This window comes from Agarivorans sp. QJM3NY_25, assembly GCF_050870875.2.
GTDB lineage: Bacteria > Pseudomonadota > Gammaproteobacteria > Enterobacterales > Celerinatantimonadaceae > Agarivorans.
In genome coordinates this window covers 2,712,393-2,732,308 of sequence record NZ_CP194041.2, presented here as the reverse complement: position 1 = coordinate 2,732,308, position 19,916 = coordinate 2,712,393, and the positions used below count along the sequence as shown (strand labels likewise).

Here is a 19,916-nt window from a genome sequence, read left to right as displayed (position 1 = left end):
TAACTATCTAAATGCATAAGAAAATTATTGACCTAAGCAATTATTTTACAAATAATTGTTGCATTAAAATTTGTAAGCTTGTAAATAATTAATTACAGGTGGATGTATTCGTGTGATATATGTGCTGCACATTCAGATTAAATGAATAGTCTGAAATGGGGTGAATAACAACGGAAGTTTAGAGTTAATACGGCATGACCCTTAATAAAAATGTGCTCACTCGCGCAGTTCTTACAACAGTATTTATCTTATTGGTCTTTATCGTTGACCCTTTAGGTATAAGAAATGCTGCGGAAAAGCATTATGAAGATCATATTCTTCGAATGTGGTCACCGTTTTATAGTCAAACGGTATCAAAAGATATCACAGTTGTTTTGTTAGATGATGAATTCTTACAACAAATTGAAACTTATCCTGTTAATTACGCCACGCTTTCACGACTTCTAAAAGTTATCAGTGCTCACCATCCACAATCTGTTTTTTTTGACATTTTACAACACCATGAACATTCTTCTCGACTCAACAAATGGCTTAAAACGCTTAACTCTCGCTCCTTTCCGGTGTTTATGGCAAGTGATACGGAATATGATACGGCAGCGGTTCTAAATGATCCAGATTCATTACGCCACAAGATTTCAGCAGTTAGTCAACTGACAGCGGTATCGTGGAGTGGTTATCAGCATTACTACCCTCTATCTGTTGATTGGCAGCAACAGCGCATGGATACTCCTGCGTTGGCTTTATACAAGTCATGGTGTCGAATTACATCTCAATGCTCCCCTGCGGAACAGTCTCAATATTTAGATCCTATGATCGTACAATGGAGTAATAAATCGGCGCTTAATCAGATTGATTACGACAACATAAAAAACTGCATTCCAGAGCATATGAGTCGGTTCAAACAGTTTATCAATATTACTTTTTTAAGTTTGACACAGGGCCTACGAAGTGATCAAGAACTGGATAAACAATTGCGGGAACGCTGTCCTCCATTCCTTACTTTGTCTGCCACTCGGTTATTTGAATCAGGGGCTGTTAAGTCTGCTCCTCTAAATGACGCTATCAAAGATCGAGTTATCATGATTGGTTATGATTTATCAGGTGGCGTTGATATTGTTCGGTCTCCAGTACATGGGACACTGCCAGGAGTGTTCTATCATGCAATGGCTTTAGATAATTTAATGACTTTAGAAGATGACTATTGGCGAGTTCCAAGTGCGACTGGATTCTTTAAGTTAAGTATTGCCGATATGCTAGAAATAGTGGTGCAAATAAGCACCTTATTTTTAGTCATTTGGTATCGGTATACTCATTTGGAGCAAAAGCAGAAGTTAGACACGCGAAAACAAATTATTTCGGGTTTGATGCCTGCCTTTATTATCTTATTCATTATTTTGAGTTCAGTACTTATTTCTCAGTTTATTCTTAAGGTTGGTGCGCCCAATTGGTACGGATTAATCCTCATTATATTTTTTGATTTACCTATTTTTTTATTTTATTTGTTCGAGAGCATGAAAAATAAATGCCAGAAATATCTAACAATACTCAATAAGTTTAGAAAGAAATTCCCCCAAATTTCAATAATAAAACGCAAGATAAAGGAGCATCTATGACAATGTCTAAAGTACTGTTGATTGGACTTATATTAAGCGCAACCTCGTTGTCCTCTTACGCGAAGAATGACCGTGTATTGATAATCGATTTTTTGCTTGATGAAGTTGAGATATGTAGCTCTGAATTTGACTGTATCGATGTAGCTAAAAGCAGTTTGCCTGATGCGACAAAACAAGCCATCCCTGTAAAAAAATATGATAAAAAGGAAGGTATGTTGATGTTTGAGGATGATGGAGAGGAAAAGTGGGTACATATCACAGAAGTCGAACTTAATATGAAAGCAATTGCTTCGGTGACTTGTACCGCAACAACCATTTCTAAAGCGAGTGATAAAGTTACTTTTGCTTCGTTTGGCTTAGGAGAAGGGTGTTAAATATGCGACTTATTTTCCTTTTAATCATTGCTACTTCTTTATTTGGGTGTGCTAGTGATAGCTTGAGCCGTTTAAATTTGAACAGCTTGAATAGTTTAACTGGTAGTACCTATGAATCTTTTGACGGTAAATATATTGACTATCAAACTCAACAAATTAGAGCTGAAACTGAAGTTGAAAAAACTGCCGAGCTGGGCTCGTTAAGTTCCAGAATGCGTTCGGCTGCAGACAAAAACTTGATCGTCAATCCATATGCAGAATTGTATCTAAATGAGATTCTTGAAAAGTTATTAGCGCAATGGGATCAACCATTAGAAAAAAAAGTGAATATCGTTATTTCTGCTGATAGAAATTACAGCGCCCTTGCGACACAAGATACAATTGTGGTGACTCAAGGGGTTTTAGCGGATGTTGAATCTGAAGACGAGTTGGCTTTTATTATTGCTCATGAGCTTTCGCATATTCTTCTAAAGCATCAGAATTCGAATGAGTACTTTGAGAAGCAAAGTGCGTTAGTGAGCAAAGCCACTAATGTTGCGATGGCCGCCGCCACTATCAAAGATTTGGACTCAAGTAAAACAGCCAATGGTTACAAGATTGTTGCTAGAAATTCTCGAGAATCTCAAGAGATGGTTGAGAAGTCATATAGAATTGGTGTATCAATAAACCGCTTGAGTCGAGATGTTATTAGCTCTTCGATGAGTCGTACTGATGAAGATGAAGCCGACTTACTCGGTATAGATTTACTTGTAAAAGCAGGCTACAGTCCAAGGGCTTATAAAGACACCATGGAACGTTTAGAGAGCAGTTTAGTATTTAATAAAACGCAGCTTGAAGAGAAGAAAAAAGATTTTAAGTCGTTTGTTTCCATGGCGACTAAAGCCAATAAGAATGTAACTGGTTTAAATTGGGAGACTGTGGGATATATGGCGGCAAATGAAGCTGCAACCAATTTGTTGCAGAAATTTGCGGATCGACATAATTCACCTGCAGAACGCAAGATAGATATTACCGCATATGTGAAACGCGAATATCGTAAAGAAAGGCGGCAGAATCTTACGACTAAAAGCTTAGATGCTGCTTTAAGAAAAGGTAAAGGGAAGCAAGTATTCGAAAATTATTGGGCGGCCTCTGAAGCGTTTCGAGCTCTTGAATACGGCGATATTAAGGCGGCTGAAAAGTTGGCCAGAAAGGCGACGACAGGCGTAACCAAGTACGATGCCTACACTCGTTTAGCATTTTATAGCGTGCGTGAGCGGCAAAATAAACAATCGAAAGCTTTACAGAACTTAGCGCTCATTAAAAATTGGGACAGCGCTTCAATTCAAACCTTTAGTTTGGCGGCTCAAGCCTATCGACAACAGGGAAAATTAGACAAGGCGGAGGAAATTCTGAATAAAGGGCGACAAATTATTGGAATTAGTGATCCATTTCTTCCGCAATATATCTCAGTCTATAAAGCGCGCGGAAGCGAACAAGAAGTACAGCATTATTTGGAGCAGTGTAAAGCTTTAGATGCGGAAAATATTGTTGCTCAGTGCTACGTTGCCGCCGATTTACAAATCCCTAAAAAATCAGACTCGAAAATAGGTTTTTTAGAATCATTAACCAAAATGATTGAAATTTAGAATTGCCACTAAAGTTTAAATGAACGCCTTTGTGATAACCGTCATTCAGGTGTTCAATATACGAGGATAATTGATAATTAATCTCTGAAACATGGCTATTTCTATATACCTGGACTCAGTTAAACATCTCCACCCACTAGCTACTCTAGTTGTGATTAGCCATTGATACCTTTTTGGTGAGAGCTATAGAAGTGCAGCAAGTCTGGTTGAAAGTTGAAGTTGGAATGTTGCAGTTAAGCTGTTTTTATGTTCTGCAATATAGGCTATCTTTTTGAATCTTTTCATGGCGTAATTATTCGAATACTTGTTTGTTTTGTGATGAGCAAGAGCTTGAGTTAAAAAATAGCGGGGCACTCGTGTGGAGTTAAATTTTATGGCGGATTATCTATCGAATGCTGTGGTGCCCATACTCCAGTCAAAGCAAGAGATTATCTGGCTAAATTCCAACAAAGTTTTGTTTCAGCAGAGCCAAGCAGAGCTCGCCTTAAACTGGAGCGATTTACTTGATGCGTCGCAGCGCTTGTCTCGTTTTGCGCCTTATCTGGCGAAGGTCTTTGCAGAAACAACGGTAACCAAAGGGATTATTGAATCCCAGTTGAAAGCCATTCCTAAGATGCAAGCAGCGCTTAAACAATGGCATGGCTTCGAGATCCCTGGGCGTTTATGGTTGAAATGTGACCACCAACTGCCGGTGGCTGGCTCAATTAAGGCGCGTGGTGGTTTTTATGAAGTATTACTGCACGCTGAAACGTTGGCGCTAGCCAATGGCTTGTTAAGGACGGGGGATAATTATCGAGTTTTTAACGACGCTCCATTTAAACAGCTATTTGCCAAACATAAAATAGTGGTGGGCTCCACTGGGAACCTCGGTTTAAGCATCGGCATGATGGGCGCGCAGCTGGGTTTTCAGGTCATCGTGCATATGTCTGCCGATGCACGCGAGTGGAAGAAAAATTTATTGAAAAGTAAAGGTGTTCAGGTTGTTGAACATCAGAGCGACTACAGTATTGCGGTGGCGCAAGGGCGTGAACAAGCGATGGCTGATGCGCAGGCCTATTTTATTGATGATGAAGATTCACGATCGCTATTTCTAGGCTACAGCGTGGCAGCATTGCGTTTGAAGGCGCAGCTTGCCGAGCAGGATATTACTGTCGACGCAGCGCATCCGCTCTTGGTTTATTTGCCCTGTGGCGTAGGCGGTGCACCTGGCGGCATTACCTTTGGGCTGAAGCAGGTTTTTGGTGATTATGTACATTGTTTTTTTGTCGAGCCGACCCATTCACCGTGCATGTTATTAGGTATGGCAACGGGTTTGCAGAATAAGATCGCGGTGCAGGATATTGGCTTAAATAACCAAACCTGTGCCGACGGTTTAGCCGTGGGCCGGCCATCGGCATTTGTTGGCTCGATGATGATGCATTTGCTTAGTGGTATTGTGACCGTCTCCGATGAAAACTTATATCGTTATTTGACGATGTTTGAGGATAGCGAACATATCTCGCTGGAACCTTCTGCGACAGCGGGCATTGCCGGTGTGACTCGTTTGCTTACCGAGGGCAAAGCTTATCTTGAGGCGGAACAACTGACAGACAAATTGTCTCAGGCGACGCATATTATTTGGGCGACAGGTGGTCAGAAAGTTCCCCTTGATGAGCACAAAAACGATTATCAGCAGGGGCTTGTTTTATTAGGCGCTTAAGCAAAACACCGTTTTTTTTAAGTATCGCTTGCTTCGTTGCACATATCTCTGTTGGGAGATTCATTGTTGCAGTGTTTTACCAGCAAATACTTAGCGCTTGTCGAGAGGCTCTCTGCGCAGACTAAGTGACCTTAGCTTTCTCGCAGTCTTGCTTGAAAGCTGAATACTGGGCTGGCGTTTAGTTTAAACATCTCTGTTGCTTCCCATGATAAATTTTGAGGATGCCGTTGCAGGTAAGCAATCCTACCGCCAGCCATATTGGGATATACGTTAACCATTGCTCTTGTCGGATCTGCTCACCGAGATACAGCGATATCGCAACCAGTAATACCGGCTCTACGTAGCCTAATAAACCAAATAAACTCAAAGGTAACAAACGACTGGCAATAATGTAGAACATAAATGACGTTGCACTCAAAATTGCTAGCCCGATTAATAGAAGATACAGCACAACATGACTTGGAAACGTAATGGTTGCACTGTGGCGAGTAATAATAAACCCAGCCACTGGTAACATCAGTAGTAAATCAAGCCAAAATCCACCGAGGTGATTAGTACCTAGCTTGCGTCTCAAAATAAAATAGCAAGGAAAACCCAGGGCGACTAATGCCGCTTCCCAGGGAAATCCCCCGAATAAATAGATTTCGTGAGAGACTCCTAACAGCGCACATAGCGCAGCCAGCCACTGTAAGCAAGAAAGGCGTTCATGATAAATAAATCGGCCAACCAACAGCATGCTAAGCGGGAGTAAAAAGTATCCAATGGAAACTTCTAAAGCCTGGCCGTTTAAAGGTGCCCACATAAATAGCCATTGCTGAATACCAATTAGAAAACTGCTGAGTATGAGCCCAAAGATCAGGCTTGGTCTTTGTAATAGTGCCGTAAATACAGATTTGATTAGTGGCAAATCTTTACTCATCAACATGAATAACGAAACAAAGGGGAGGGTAAGCGCCATTCTCCAGCCAAACACCTCTACGCCATTAAGCGGCGTGAGCAGTGTCGAATAGTAATAAATAGCGGCAAACAAGCACGACGAAGCGATGGAGAGTAAAATGCCATGAAACATAGTTAGATCCTCAATATTTTAAATAAGTAGGACGATGTTTGAAACGCTTATAGCAGCCCCGAGCTTGCCTTGGCGCTAATCCATTGTTTGAAGACCTGGACTGATGCTGGAGTATACTTAGCTGAGGTTCTGACAAAATAAACGCCGCCTTCGCCATCCAATATCCAATCTTTAAGAATATGGATGAGTTGGCCTTCAGCAATCGCTTGTTGAAACAACCATTCTCCGGCGCAGAGTATCCCGAGATCAGATTTGGCTGCTGCCAGAAGGGTGTCGTTATCGTTAGATATTAAATTTCCAGAAACCACTATTTTTTCTGATTGTTTACCCTGAAACAGTCGCCATTCGGGATAACTTTTAAAGCCACTAAATTGCAGACAGTTGTGCTGAGTAAGCTCTCGCGGATGCTGTGGCTCTCCAAATTGCTGGAGGTAGTCTGGACTGGCGCAGAGAATGCGACGGTGGGGTGCGAGTTTATTGGCGACCAGTCGGCTGTCCTTAAGTTCGCCAACCCGGATAGCAGCATCATAACCCTCGCTTATAATATCGACAAAACGATTGCTGTAATCTGCCGTGAGGCTGATCTTCGGGTACATCTTGATAAATTCAGGCAATAGTGGCGCGATACAACGTCGCCCCATTTCTGCGGGGAGTGCTAAGCGTAATCGGCCTGCAACCTCAGCGGCACCGCACAGCGCTCTTTGTTCGGCGGTGCTAATGATATCAAGCGCAGATTTGAGTTGTTCAACCAGTTCTAATGCAGCTTGGCTTAACCGTAGCTGGCGAGTTGAGCGTTCCACCAGGCGGATCCCTAAACGAGTCTCCATGGCTGCAATTCGTTTGGAAATAATGCTGGGATGACGTCGTAAGGCTTTTCCTGCCTGGGCAAATGAATGATGGTGAGCCAGGCTAATCAGTGCCGCTATTTCATCTGCATGTTGTGACGTGAATGAAGTCGATGTCCCAATTTTTGTTGTCACCATCGGTCTTATCTCCAAATCATCTATTTAAGCAAGGAATAACAGTATTGCACTGCAAATAATGCATGACAATACCGGTTATTTGCAGTTCATTGCTGCAAATAATGCAAGCATGCTTCGACGAATAATGCCCTGCGTTGATGCCGATACCTCGGCCTAAGGCTTTATGTTGATGTTTGTGAGGGCTCATTGCGTAGCCAAATGATTCGTTTGTTCATCATCACATTGTCTCTTCCTTCGCTGTTTTGTCGGTTTTACTACAATCTAAAACACTTATTTATCAATGTTTTAACTTTGGTTTGTAAGTTGCATTGTGCTTGATGTGAGATGTTTTAGTCACTCTGAGTATCGTCTGACAGAAGTAAAACCAATGTAATGAGAGGTCGCCATGAAGCGTAGTGATATAGCTGAATTATTAGACGAGCCCGCTTGCGAACATAATAGCGGTGAGAAAAGTGGCTGTGCTCGACCTACCCCAGGCGCCACTGCGGGTGGTTGTAGTTTTGATGGAGCACAAATTAGTTTGCTGCCCATCGCCGATGTCGCCCATATTGTGCACGGTCCCATCGCGTGTGCCGGAAATAGTTGGAATAATCGCGGTACCCGCGCCTCGGGTCGTAACTTGTTTCGTTTGGGCTTTACCACCGATCTGAATGAGCAAGACGTGATCATGGGGCGGGCCGAAAAGCGGTTATTGCACGCGATTAAAACCGTGGTGGAAAAACATCAGCCCCCCGCAGTGTTTGTATATGTGACCTGTGTGCCAGCCTTGGAAGGTAACGATGTGGGCGCAATTTGTAGTTTGGCGCAACAACGCTGGCAGATCCCGGTGGTGGCGGTGGATGCGGCAGGTTTTTATGGCAGTAAAAACTTAGGCAATCGGATTGCCGGCGAGGTGATGGTGAAACAGGTCGTTGGCAGCGCCGAGCCGCCAGCCAAACCGATGATGCAGCACGACCCGAGTCGTCTAGTGAACGACATTGTGCTGATTGGCGAATACAACATTGCTGGTGAATTTTGGCATGTATCCCCATTGTTAGAGCGTTTGGGTTATCGCGTGCTTAGCTGTATGTCGGGAGATACGCGTTACCACGAAATACAAACCATGCACCGTGCCGACGCCGCGATGGTGGTGTGTTCGCGGGCGCAAATTAATGTCGCCCGTTTGTTGCAAGAGCAGTGGAATATCCCGTGGTTTGAGGGAAGCTTTTATGGGGTAGAAGATACCTCGGCGGCGTTGCGTCAATTTGCCCAACTCATTAATGAACCTCGCTTACTGGCGGAAACGGAAGCTTTAATTGCCGAGCAAAAATCGAGGATCCGCCAACAACTGGCCCCTTACCAGCAACGCTTAAAGGGCAAGAAGGCGCTGCTGTATACCGGTGGTGTGAAATCGTGGTCGATTGTTTCGGCGCTACAAGAGCTGGGCATTGAAGTGGTGGCAACTGGGACTAAAAAATCCACCGCCGAAGATAAGGCGCGAATTGTCGACATTATGGGGGAGCAAGCCTTAATGCTTGACGAGGGCGGCGCGCGTAAGCTGCTCGATGTGGCGCAGCAACAGCAAGCCGATTTGATGATTGCTGGTGGCCGTAACATGTATACCGCGTTAAAGGCGCGACTTCCGTTTTTAGATATCAACCAAGAACGCGAACATGCCTATGCCGGTTATCAAGGGATGTTGACCTTTGCCAAAGAGCTTTGCCGTACCCTGGAGAGCCCGATATGGCAGTTAGTCAATGATGCACCACCTTGGGCAAATCAATCCCATCAAGATTGCCAGTAGGAGAGCTAATATGAGCAGAGTGATCGAACAAAATCGAAGTCCTTTAGTGGAGCAGCCACTGAAAACCAGTGCTGCAACGGGGGCGACTTTGGCCTGTATGGGGCTGGCCGACAGTATTCCGTTGATGCATGGCTCGCAGGGCTGTGGTGCCTTTGCTAAAGTATATTTAATTCAACACTTTAGAGAACCTATTCCGCTACAAAATACCGCCATTGACCATATCGCAGCGGTGATGGGTGGGGATGATAATCTGGCACAAGCACTGTTGTTGTTATGCGAACAACATCAACCACGCTTGCTGATGATTATGACCACTGGGCTAACCGAGATGCAGGGCTGCGATGTGACACGGGTGATACGGGAATTTCGAGCCACATATCCTCAATATCAGCATATTTACATTGTGCCCGTGAGTACCCCCGACTTTGTCGGTTCGATGCAGAGCGGTTTTGCCGCAGCGCTTGAGTCCTGCGTCGAGCAGCTACTGGCTGCGGCGAGCAACAAGTCCGAGTTACCAGCAACGCAAAGTAAGCAATTGAATGTATTTTGTTCGGTGGCACTAACTAGCGCCGATCTGGAACTGCTAGAGCGTTATTGCCATGCCTTTGGTTTTGAGCCGATCTTTTTACCCAATATCGCGCATTCCCTCGACGGTCATTTAGCTGCGGACGATTTTTCGGTGACCTCCACCGGCGGCACCACTATTGAGCAACTCACTCGGATGCAGTCTAGTGTTGCCAGCCTCGTGTTTGGCACATCGATGAACGCTGCCGCAGGCTTATTAGAGAAGCAATGTCAGATCCCCAGTTACCCTTTAGGCATGGCGATGGGTTTGGCGGCGACCGACCAACTGGTGCTGATTTTATCACAGCTTTCTAAGCAAGCCGTTCCCGGCTGGATCGCTCGCCAGCGTCAACGACTGCAAGATGCAATGCTCGATACTCACTTCTTGTTATCGGCCAGCCCGATGGCGTTGGCGCTGGAGCCAGATGCGGCCGAGGGTTACGCCAATTTACTGTCTGAAGTGGGCGCGGAACTAAAACTGGTGGTTACCACGATGAATAGCCCTGCTCTGAAACAACTCAAGGCTGAGCGTATTGTGGTTGGCGACTTATCTGATCTTGAACCCGATTTAGCCGTGCTTGAGATGGTGGTGGGCAATACCCATTGTGCCAATTTATGTGAGCCTCAGGTGCCGGTATTGCGCGCTGGCTATCCCTGTCATGATCAATTTGGCAATAGTGATGTATTGCAGCTGGGTTACGAAGGGGCAAGGGCAAGGTTGTTTGCGATGGCGAACTTATTCAAAAGTCACCATCAAGATGAAGTACCGGTCCATGTGAGTGCTTACCGTTTTGGCCCCGAGCAAACACAGACCAAATCACAGTGAGGCCGATATGCCACAAATACAACGCAAACTGCGGGTGATCGAAGATGTTCAGCAGCGTGAACACTGCTTTAAGGTCGCCTTCGCCAGCGACAGTAAACAGCACTTAGACCAGCATTTTGGCAGCGCTCATACCTTCTTGGTGTATGGCTTTGGTGATCAACATATTCAACTGATCGAGGCTTTGCAGTTTGAACCAAGCCTGCCGGGGCACGACAGTAAACGGCTGCAACAACGAGTCAACGCCTTAAAGGGTTGTGCTGCAGTGTTTAGTACTGCCTGTGGGAGAGGGGCGATGCAGCAACTGAAGCAGGCCGGGATCTTGGGGATTATGGCGGATGCTGGCGAGCCCCTGAGTGCTCTGCTGGAAGAATTACATCAACAGTTTGTTGAGTATCCACTACCGTGGATGCGTGCCACGGATGACTGCGCAGAGCAACAGCAGCAACGTCTCAACGAGCTACTCGATGAACCCTGGTAAGCCAACATTTGTGTTTTAAGTTAACAAAGGAAATAGCAATGAGTGAAAGTAAACATATGGGACTCAACCGCGAGGGAACGCCTTGGGAGCCACAGTTTGTGACCGATCTTGATCAAGCCGTCTGTATTGGTTGTGGTCGTTGTTACAAAGTATGTCCTCGGGATGTGTTTGACTTAGTGGAGCGGGAAATCGATGAAGACGATGACGCCTACGATGATTATGACGATGATGTGGTGATGGTGATGGCATTGGATAATCAAGGTGACTGCATTGGCTGTGGATCCTGTGCCAAGGTTTGTCCCAAAAATTGTCATACGCATACCTCGGCGAGTAGTTTGGCTTAAGTAATAGGAGCGAGCAATGGCGCAGTTGAAGATGCAAGTGGTGAATATTCATCAGAATTCTGTACAGTTGCAGGGGCAACGCCAAAGTGCCTGCAGCGCCTGCGCCAAGCAACAAACTTGTATTAGCTTCGAATCTGATTCAGGCGTGATGCATCGTGCAGAATTTAAGCTGACCGAACCTTTAGAAGTTGGCCAACAAGTGGCGGTGAATTGTGACGATGGTTTTTTATTGAAGGCGATTATCGTGCTGTTCATCCCCCCTTTAATCGGGATGTTATTGTTAGCCATTACTGTGCAACTGTACTTAAGTGATGCTACCAGCGATCTGCAAAACATTGGCTCAGGGCTCGCCAGCCTATTGGGGTTTGGCCTGGGCCTGTTGATTAGTCGTTTCTTAGCACACAATGTGGTTTCACAATTACGTCAACGCTTATCCATTTATCCTACCCATAGCACCTCAGTTAAAGCCGACAATTCGATGTCGCAAAACTAACATTAGTGACTTAATGTGATGTAGCTCACAGGATGCGAAGTTGCTCACCCAATACTAAATCCATTAAAAACAATATGTTAGTAATTATGTTCGTTTGGGTATCTTGCTTGCAACAACCTCTGTAGGCAATGACCAACTCGTGTAAGACCTTGACCCTTTCAGCAAGAAATGCTGTGTTTTAGGTTCCCAATGGCTTATCGACACTGAGCGAAGGCGTCATGATTGTTTTACCGTTTGGTCATTGCCTTTATTTAACAATAATCATCGTGGGGTAGCGTATGTGGAACTATTCAGAAAAGGTAAAGGAACACTTCTTTACACCTAAAAACGCCAAAGCCGTAGAACAAGCCAATGCGATTGGTGATGTCGGCTCAATCTCTTGCGGTGATGCTTTACGCCTGAGTTTGAAAGTGGATCCAGATACTGACGTGATCGAAGATGCGGGCTTTCAAACCTTTGGCTGCGGCAGTGCTATCGCATCATCTTCGGCATTAACTGAAATGATCATTGGTCGCACCATCGACCAAGCGCTGCAGATTTCTAATAAAGATATTGCCGATTACTTAGATGGTTTACCGCCAGAAAAGATGCATTGTTCGGTGATGGGCATGGAAGCCCTACATGCTGCAGTAGCGCAGTATCGTGGTGAAGAGATCGCCGAAGAACATGAAGAAGGTGAGCTGATTTGTAAGTGTTTCGCCATTGACGACGCAATGATTAAGCGAGTTGTTGCACAAAACCAATTATCAAGCTTGGAAGAGGTGATCAATTACACCAAGGCGGGTGGGGCCTGTGCTGCTTGTCATGAAAAAATTGAATGGGTATTGGAAGAATGTTTGGGTGAGCCCTTGCAAGAAACTAGCAAGGTGGTGAAGCCAGTTGTTGCCGCCAGTACCATTGTGGCAAGGATCCGCATCATTGAGCAGACTCTAGATGACATTCGTCCGCAGTTGCAAGCCGATGGTGGCAATGTTCAGCTCTCGGATGTGGAAGACGATATGGTGTTTTTGTCACTCAGCGGTGCTTGTTCTGGCTGTGGATTGTCGGCGGCCACCTTAGCCATGATTGAACAAAAAATCAGTGAAGCCCTAGGTGAAACCATTACTGTGTACCCAACAGGTGCGCCTAGCTTAGTGTAAGGGAGAACAGATATGAGCGAATTAAAGCCATTGGCTTATCTAGATAATAATGCGACCACCCAAGTTGACCCTAAAGTATTGGAAACCATGCTACCTTACTTAAGTGAACACTATGGGAACCCATCGTCGATCCATCAGTTTGGTGAGCAAGTCGGCAAAGCCTTGGAATTGGCGCGTACTCAGGTTCAGACAATGATCGGTGCCAGTCACAGCAGCGAAATTATTTTTACTTCCTGTGCCACGGAGGCAACCACCACCGCCATCATGTCGGCACTGGAAGCCTTTCCTCAGCGTAAAGAAATTATCACCTCGGTGATCGAGCATCCCGCCACTTTAGATCTGTGCCAAACCCTAGCGCGTAAGGGTTATAAAATTCATTGGATCGAAGTTGATTCTCGGGGACGTTTAGATATGGAGGCCTATAAAAAGGCGCTAAGCCCCAATGTCGCGATCGCGAGCTTTATGTGGGCAAACAATGAAACGGGTAGTTTATTTCCAATCCGCGGGATGGCCGAATTAGCCAAGCAGCACGATGTATTGTTTCATACGGATGCGGTTCAAGTTGCCGGAAAACTTCCGATCCAAGTTGCCGATAGCGGTATTGATTTGTTGTCTTTATCGGGTCATAAGTTTCATGCACCTAAAGGTGTTGGTGCTTTGTATTTACGTCGCGGCGCAAAATTTAGACCCTTGTTGCGAGGAGGCCATCAAGAACGTGGTCGCCGTGCTGGCACCGAAAATAGCAGTGGTATTGTTGCTTTGGGTAAGGCTTGCGAGTTAGCGCAGTTCTCGATTGAACAAGATTCACCTCGAATTAGTATGTTACGAGACCGACTCGAGCAAGGTTTGTTGGCGAAAGTGCCAAATTGCTTTGTGACCGGCGATCCCCGTCATCGTGTCCCCAATACCAGCAATATCGCCTTTGAGTTTGTGGAGGGGGAGTCGATTTTGTTGATGTTAGATCAACATGGTATCGCCGCCTCTTCAGGTTCAGCCTGTACCTCGGGGTCGCTAGAGCCTTCGCATGTGATGCGAGCGATGGACATTCCTTATACGGCAGCGCACGGGGCTATCCGTTTCTCATTATCGCGCTTTACCACCGATACCATGATTGATCAGGTATTAGCGGTATTGCCGGGAATTATTGCCAAGTTGCGGATGCTTTCTCCTTATTGGGATGCCGCAGCGGATCAACCTGCGCAGGAAAGTTTTAGTCCAGTTTATGGCTAACTTAGGCTTATTGTGGAATAACGGAGGTAAGCATGCTGATCATTAACGATACAACGCTACGTGATGGTGAACAAACGGCAGGCGTCGCCTTTAGTGCCAGTGAGAAGCTACAAATTGCGCAAGCGTTACAGGCCGCGGGGGTGAGCGAGTTAGAAGTGGGGGTGCCCGCAATGGGCGCTGCCGAGCGTGAAGTGATTCAAACCATTACTGGCCAGTTAAGCCAGACTAAAACGATGGGCTGGAGCCGTTTACATCGCGATGATATTGCCGCCGCCGCCAATTTAGGTCTGGATTATTTGGATATCTCGGTGCCAGCGTCGACCCAGCAACGCCAATCTAAAATGGCGATAAGTCAGGCAAGCTTACTACACCGTTTGCAATGGCATATCGCGCAAGCACAGGATCTGGGTTTGCAGGTTTGTGTTGGGATGGAAGATGCTTCGCGTACGCCGCTCGATGAACTCTATAGAATTGCTGATGCCGCGCAACGGGCCGGAGCTCTGCGTTTACGTTTTGCCGACACTTTGGGAGTGTTAGATCCATTTACCACCGAAATCTTGATCGCTGGGCTGAAAAGCCATTGTGATTTGCAGATCGAAATGCACGCCCATGATGACTTGGGCATGGCCACGGCCAATAGCTTGGCAGCAATTCGGGCGGGCGCTGACTCGGTTAATACAACAGTGATTGGCTTAGGCGAACGTGCCGGTAATGCGGCCTTAGAAGAAGTGGTTATGGCATTAAATGTGACTCAATTGGTGGATAAGTGCCAGCTTCCAGATATTCAATTAGCAAGTTTGCCCTCGATTTGCGCCATGGTGGAGCGGGCATCGGGTCGCGCAATTGGAGTGAATAAAAGCATTATTGGCCAACAGGTGTTTACCCATGAATCGGGGATCCACGTTGATGGTCTACTCAAAGACCCGAACAACTATCAGGGTTTTGCACCCGAATTATTGGGGCGCAAACATCACTTGGTATTGGGTAAGCACTCTGGCACAAAGGCGATCCGCTCAGTGTACCGTGAGCTGGGGATTGCTGTAGATTTAAAGCAGTGTGGTTTGCTCAAAGCCATCTTGAGTGATTGGGCGGAAACCTACAAGCGGAGTCCTTCTAATCAAGAATTAGTCGATTTTTATCAATACAGTCTTAAAAGCTTCAGTCCCTTAAGTTTGGAACTTAGCGCCTAACAGAGTGGAGTTACAGTGTGGCATTAGCAAAGCAGCAAGCGGCCCAGACGCAAGATATTGAACAATTGGTGGCCTCCTTAGACGGCGCCGAAGCGTTTTTACAGTGTTTTGAGGTGAGCTATCAACCCGCTTTATTGCAAGCTAAGCGGGTGGTGTATTTACGTTTATTAGGGCAGTTGTTGGAAAAAAAACCAGCCACGACTTATCAAGAGTATCAAGCAGCGGTCGCAAAGGCCTACTGTTTGTTGGAAAAAGGTGTGGTGGTGGCGCATGCCGCCCCAGCATGTAGTACCTGTAAAGGATGTTGAAGTTATAGAGGTAAAGCCGATGTATACAGCAAAATTTGGTTATGGATGTAAGGTTAGGGTGATTGAGAACATCCGTAATGACGGTAGTTTTCCAGGGTGTAAGAAAGGTGCGCTGCTGGTTCGACGTGGTGCCACTGGTTACGTTCGTCAATCGGGATATCATTTACAGAATCAAATTGTTTATCAAGTTCAATTTCTTAGCCGCGGTTTAACCATTGGCTGTAAAGAAGTTGAGTTGATGGATGCTGAACTGGTATGGCAGCCTAATCAATTTGAATATGGGGACAAGGCCGCTTTAACACTATCCTTGTCGCAGCAGGGGGAAGTGGTTGCGAGTAAAGGTAGTATTGTTGATGTACTGGCGGTAAGGCGAAAACCGCAGATGCAGCCACATTACCGAATTCAGTATGGCGAAATTGATGTGGAAGTACCGGAGCGAGCCTTGATGCCTTTAGAGGAATTGGCCTATGTTGGATGAATTAGGTTTATTAGCGCCAGTCTCGGAAGAAACTCAGGCTTACCTCGTGATGAAAACTAGCTTAGCGCTGTTTGAGTTAAATCCGGATCAATTGGATGCTGCGCAAACTAAAGAATTAGCCAGAGTGGTGAGCAAAACCCAAACCATTCAGCAAAAGGTGCTTGGCTCTGCCGAGGCCAGCCAGGTATATATCACTCCAGAGCAATTGGACAAGGCGATTGAGCTGGTTGAACACAGCTTTGATTCGCCAGCTGAATTTGCCAAAGCCCTGAGTGCCAATCAGCTCAGTGAGCAAAGCTTACGCAGTGCGGTGGCTCAGGAGCTGACCAGTGATGCGGTATTAGCCTATGTGTGCCGTGATATTTTACCGGTGAGTGAGCAGCAAGCCTTAGACTACTACCAACACAACATCGCCAAGTTTACTCAGGTGCAGCGGCGTGAAGCTCATCATCTACTGATCACCATTAATCCCCAATTTAAAGAAAATACTCCGGCTCAGGCGAAGGCGCGGATTTCTCAACTGGCTAAGCAAGTCAATGCGGACAACTTTGAGCAGCTGGCAGAGCGACATTCAGAATGCCCAACAGCGGTAAACGGTGGCTATTTAGGCTTAGTCGAGCAGGGGCAGCTGCTACCTGAGTTAGACATGGTGCTGTTTAATATGGCAGCAGAAAGCTTCAGCCCTGCTATTTTGTCGGACATGGGTTATCACCTAGTTTGGTGTAAGCAGCATGTTGCCGAGCATCAGGTGCCTTTTGCACAAGCCAAGCAAAAAATCCAAGATGGTTTGCTCAATCAGGCGCATAAGTTGCGCCAGCGGCAGTGGTTAACTCGGCTTTGTCAGGGCGGACAGTTGAATTAGCAGGTGAGGGGCGCAATATCATTTGTAAATAGGTCTATCTAACTTAGATATAATTTTTGCACCACGACAGTTCTAAGGGGCTGGCGACGCCGTCGGCCCCCATATTCAATACATGAGTATAGATTTGGGTGGTTTGGATATCGCTACGCCCCAGTTGCGTTTGAATGGTGCGAGATCCCTTTGTTTAGCTCACTTAAAAAGCGCTCAACTTCTCGGTTGTGCATGTCTTTGGGATGGCGTTTTGGGTTGAACAAAATAAAGCGCTTTATCCATGCTAAGTCCCTTCGAATTGTTGTTTCTCTAAAGCGCTTTAAGCGCATTTGTTCCTCGATAAACGCGAGATATGGTGGGCTCATATGTCGACCTTTGTACTGTGATTATATGGCTCTTCACCGTTCTTGGTGGAAAGTCATATCAAGCCCTCCAAAGTGAAATAAAATAGCTCGCTTAAAGCGTTCTTTATTTCTAAAACCCATCGAACGTATTTTTAGGCGCTGAATGTTTCCATTTATCGCTTCCGCTAAGCCATTTGATACCTTATAACGCATCGCATTGATGATGCCCTTTAAGTGCGTTTTCACGGTTTCTGCTGCTGTCATCATCGGCCTGATTTGACTGACCTTTATGAGTGCCAACCAATCATTCCAAGCCGCTTTGGCGTTAGCTGCATCGCCATACCAAATGGCTCTTGCTTGCTCTTTAAATATCCAACTCAAGCCAGTATTTTGCATCATTTTGGCCAGCGCATTCACTCTTTCTCTCAATGTCCCATGTAGGTGGCTGTTTCGTTTTAACCATCCATACCGTGTTTGGTGGCACTCTCTTTTTAAATGCTGGGGCAACGCCATGAGTTCGCTTTTTCTCACTTCATTCACCGCTTTAGTGAGCACCTTTGCGATATGAAAATGGTCTATGGCTATCATCTGCTTAGCCCGCTCACCGAAGTAGTCATAGGCTGCGCTTATATACGCTCTGCTCATGTCCATCGATATGGAACGTGTAACCATTGTTGACTCAGGGGGCAATGCCTTAAAGCAAGCTGATAAGCTCAGGCCTGTTCGACCGTCTTCAACCGATATCACCTGACCATCACGATTGGATAATACCGTGACATAGTCATGGCCTTTCTTAAATGCCGTTTCATCGACCAACAGGTCTTGGTAGTTGATGGTGGTTCTGGCTGTCAGGCCGCGTTGAACGGCTCGTGCCATAATACGGTCGATGGCTCCCCAGCTAAGCCGATAGGTTTTACTCACCGCGTATAAGGAACTGACTTTAAGCATCTCTATAACGCGAGCCTCAAACAGCTCTGTGTAGCGGCTCTTACTCGTGGCCCAAGGCACTTGAAGTGTTTATACCCCATGCTCGGGGCAATCAGCTCGAGGGACTTCAGCCTCAATACGTGTTTCAAACTGACAGGTATCTAAATGTCGCCAAACCCGCCGCCGAGTATCGTGTCGACGAACAGCCTTACCGCAAGAGGGGCAAGCCGTTAATGAAGCTCGGTCATAGTCAACGCGTACGGTGATGGTTTGGGTTGACTCATTGAGTTCAACAGATGAAACAGCCCAAGGATGAGTTAATCCAAGAATGGATTGATAAAGCGTCGTGTCTTGCATAGTCGCGAGGTATTCATGAACGTTTACTTATTATCTCGCTCATTAATGTTTGTTGAAAGTGTTTCCACTACATTCGGTGAAGAGCCGTATTTGCACAGTGTTTCTGGTTTTGTTTGCGTCATTTGTCAAAGCAATCAATGAAAGAAATGGATCGACGATTGATTGATGCCGAGTAAAAAACTATGGTAGACAATGGGTTAATATCAAATCACTAATTGATGAGCGAATGTGATGAAGGTCATGTTTTTTGTGATAGGCCGCGCGCTCATTGAACGGGATAGGCCGCACGTGCGACCTACTTAGCGTTAGAATTTTATGGGGCATTATGAAATATCCTCTATTTTTTTATAAATTCGTTTCTTTTGAAAGAAAAGATATTTTAGAAAATGGCTTGATTCGTTTTTCCCCTATTGGGGAGTTTAATGATCCATTCGAACTTGAACCTACAATAACTCCATATTCTAGGAAATTTGTTGAGCATTGGTATTCTTCAGATGGAGATCTTAGAAGCATCGATTTCAATGGTGAAGATTATAGGTTTTCTTCTGAGCGTTCTGAGCAAGTAGGATATTACAAGGAACTGTATAAAAAAGAGATCGGTAAATATGGTGTGCTAAGTCTTAGTTCTAATAAAGAAATTAATCAACTGCATACAGTTTCTGTCCCTAGTAAAAAAGACCCAAGAACAAATATATTGATGTGGTCACATTATGCTGATTCGCATAAGGGCTTTGTAATAGAGTTCTTTTCTGACTTTATAGACGGAATAGAATTAAAACGTGTAGATTACTCCAATAGTAGGGGCTATTTAACTTTTGAAGACGTGAAAGAAAATTCGTTTAGCCATATCTTTTATAGTAAATCAAGCGAATGGTCTTATGAGCAAGAGTATAGGGCTGTTTTGCCGTTAAAACAGGCTTATGAAACTAAAGATGGCAAATACCACTTATACAAAATAAAGAAAAGCTGCATTAACTCAATTACATTTGGATGTGCAATGAGTGAAAGTAACAAAGCAAGTATTATGAGCTTAATTAATAAAGATAAGGAGTTTCAAAATGTGAAACATGTTCACGCATGCTTAGCTGACGAAGGATTTTTCCTAGATTTTTATGCTGATGATGGTCGTTGGACAAATAATCCAGATGTTACAGGGGTGAGAAAAATACCTATACAGAAAAAATTCTAATCGGGTAGCCGGAGGTATCTAACCTCCAGCCCCCACAACACCCTGCA

The 19,916-nt window shown here is 45.3% G+C and carries 19 protein-coding genes and 1 pseudogene; 16 read left to right on the top strand and 4 right to left on the bottom strand.

Annotated features, from left to right (window positions below; all coding sequences use genetic code 11):
• Positions 1-194 precede the first annotated feature (194 nt).
• The 4 genes from ACRRSW_RS12560 (at position 195) to ACRRSW_RS12545 (ending at position 5,314) form a co-directional block, all read left to right on the top strand.
• Entirely contained in the window at positions 195-1,613 is a 1,419-nt protein-coding gene (locus ACRRSW_RS12560) for a CHASE2 domain-containing protein (protein ID WP_432452889.1), read from the top strand.
• A 2-nt stretch (positions 1,614-1,615) separates the two neighbouring features.
• The gene (locus ACRRSW_RS12555) at positions 1,616-1,987 is read left to right on the top strand and encodes a hypothetical protein (protein ID WP_432452890.1); all 372 of its coding nucleotides are present in this window, start codon (positions 1,616-1,618) and stop codon (positions 1,985-1,987) included.
• Positions 1,988-1,989: 2 nt separating this feature from the next.
• Entirely contained in the window at positions 1,990-3,615 is a 1,626-nt protein-coding gene (locus ACRRSW_RS12550; RefSeq protein WP_432452891.1) for a M48 family metalloprotease, read from the top strand.
• 373 nt (positions 3,616-3,988) lie between these two features.
• Positions 3,989-5,314 (top strand): D-serine ammonia-lyase, encoded by a 1,326-nt coding sequence (locus tag ACRRSW_RS12545; RefSeq protein WP_432459505.1) that lies wholly within the window; start codon positions 3,989-3,991, stop codon positions 5,312-5,314.
• Positions 5,315-5,492: 178 nt separating this feature from the next.
• Here the strand turns inward: ACRRSW_RS12545 and rarD are convergent, their stop codons facing one another.
• Positions 5,493-6,383, bottom strand: coding sequence for an EamA family transporter RarD (gene rarD, locus ACRRSW_RS12540; RefSeq protein ID WP_432459504.1), 891 nt, complete (start codon positions 6,381-6,383; stop codon positions 5,493-5,495).
• A 47-nt stretch (positions 6,384-6,430) separates the two neighbouring features.
• Positions 6,431-7,366: a LysR family transcriptional regulator gene (locus ACRRSW_RS12535; protein WP_432459503.1), complete on the bottom strand. Its 936-nt coding sequence runs from the start codon at positions 7,364-7,366 to the stop codon at positions 6,431-6,433.
• 385 nt (positions 7,367-7,751) lie between these two features.
• Between ACRRSW_RS12535 and nifE the strand changes: the two genes are divergently transcribed.
• The 11 genes from nifE to ACRRSW_RS12480 all read left to right on the top strand — a co-directional run bounded on the left by nifE (position 7,752) and on the right by ACRRSW_RS12480 (position 17,061).
• Entirely contained in the window at positions 7,752-9,149 is a 1,398-nt protein-coding gene (gene nifE / locus ACRRSW_RS12530) for a nitrogenase iron-molybdenum cofactor biosynthesis protein NifE (protein WP_432459502.1), read from the top strand.
• Between the two features lie 10 nt (positions 9,150-9,159).
• Positions 9,160-10,539 (top strand): nitrogenase iron-molybdenum cofactor biosynthesis protein NifN, encoded by a 1,380-nt coding sequence (gene nifN / locus ACRRSW_RS12525; protein WP_432459501.1) that lies wholly within the window; start codon positions 9,160-9,162, stop codon positions 10,537-10,539.
• A 7-nt stretch (positions 10,540-10,546) separates the two neighbouring features.
• Positions 10,547-11,017: a NifB/NifX family molybdenum-iron cluster-binding protein gene (locus tag ACRRSW_RS12520; protein ID WP_432459500.1), complete on the top strand. Its 471-nt coding sequence runs from the start codon at positions 10,547-10,549 to the stop codon at positions 11,015-11,017.
• Positions 11,018-11,055: 38 nt separating this feature from the next.
• A complete protein-coding gene (gene fdxB, locus ACRRSW_RS12515) occupies positions 11,056-11,361 on the top strand; it encodes a ferredoxin III, nif-specific (RefSeq protein WP_432459499.1) in 306 nt (101 codons plus the stop codon).
• A 16-nt stretch (positions 11,362-11,377) separates the two neighbouring features.
• Complete coding sequence (locus tag ACRRSW_RS12510) at positions 11,378-11,854, top strand: SoxR reducing system RseC family protein (RefSeq protein ID WP_432459498.1); 477 nt, start codon at positions 11,378-11,380, stop codon at positions 11,852-11,854.
• A 278-nt stretch (positions 11,855-12,132) separates the two neighbouring features.
• Entirely contained in the window at positions 12,133-12,993 is an 861-nt protein-coding gene (gene nifU / locus ACRRSW_RS12505) for a Fe-S cluster assembly protein NifU (protein WP_432452901.1), read from the top strand.
• Between the two features lie 12 nt (positions 12,994-13,005).
• The gene (gene nifS / locus ACRRSW_RS12500) at positions 13,006-14,223 is read left to right on the top strand and encodes a cysteine desulfurase NifS (RefSeq protein WP_432452902.1); all 1,218 of its coding nucleotides are present in this window, start codon (positions 13,006-13,008) and stop codon (positions 14,221-14,223) included.
• A 32-nt stretch (positions 14,224-14,255) separates the two neighbouring features.
• Entirely contained in the window at positions 14,256-15,413 is a 1,158-nt protein-coding gene (gene nifV, locus ACRRSW_RS12495; protein ID WP_432459497.1) for a homocitrate synthase, read from the top strand.
• A gap of 17 nt (positions 15,414-15,430) precedes the next feature.
• The gene (locus ACRRSW_RS12490; protein ID WP_432452904.1) at positions 15,431-15,721 is read left to right on the top strand and encodes a nitrogenase-stabilizing/protective protein NifW; all 291 of its coding nucleotides are present in this window, start codon (positions 15,431-15,433) and stop codon (positions 15,719-15,721) included.
• Between the two features lie 19 nt (positions 15,722-15,740).
• Complete coding sequence (locus ACRRSW_RS12485) at positions 15,741-16,199, top strand: nitrogen fixation protein NifZ (RefSeq protein ID WP_432452905.1); 459 nt, start codon at positions 15,741-15,743, stop codon at positions 16,197-16,199.
• A complete protein-coding gene (locus ACRRSW_RS12480) occupies positions 16,189-17,061 on the top strand; it encodes a peptidylprolyl isomerase (RefSeq protein WP_432452906.1) in 873 nt (290 codons plus the stop codon). The genes ACRRSW_RS12485 and ACRRSW_RS12480 overlap by 11 nt, the downstream gene beginning before the upstream one ends.
• 143 nt (positions 17,062-17,204) lie before the next feature.
• Here ACRRSW_RS12480 and ACRRSW_RS12475 read toward each other — a convergent pair whose 3' ends face one another.
• Positions 17,205-17,381: a phage integrase N-terminal SAM-like domain-containing protein gene (locus ACRRSW_RS12475; RefSeq protein ID WP_432461117.1), complete on the bottom strand. Its 177-nt coding sequence runs from the start codon at positions 17,379-17,381 to the stop codon at positions 17,205-17,207.
• A gap of 69 nt (positions 17,382-17,450) precedes the next feature.
• Positions 17,451-18,680 (bottom strand): annotated as a pseudogene (locus ACRRSW_RS12470) (ISL3 family transposase).
• Positions 18,681-19,005: 325 nt separating this feature from the next.
• Here ACRRSW_RS12470 and ACRRSW_RS12465 point away from each other — a divergent pair.
• A complete protein-coding gene (locus tag ACRRSW_RS12465; protein ID WP_432459496.1) occupies positions 19,006-19,869 on the top strand; it encodes a DUF2971 domain-containing protein in 864 nt (287 codons plus the stop codon).
• Positions 19,870-19,916 lie beyond the last annotated feature (47 nt).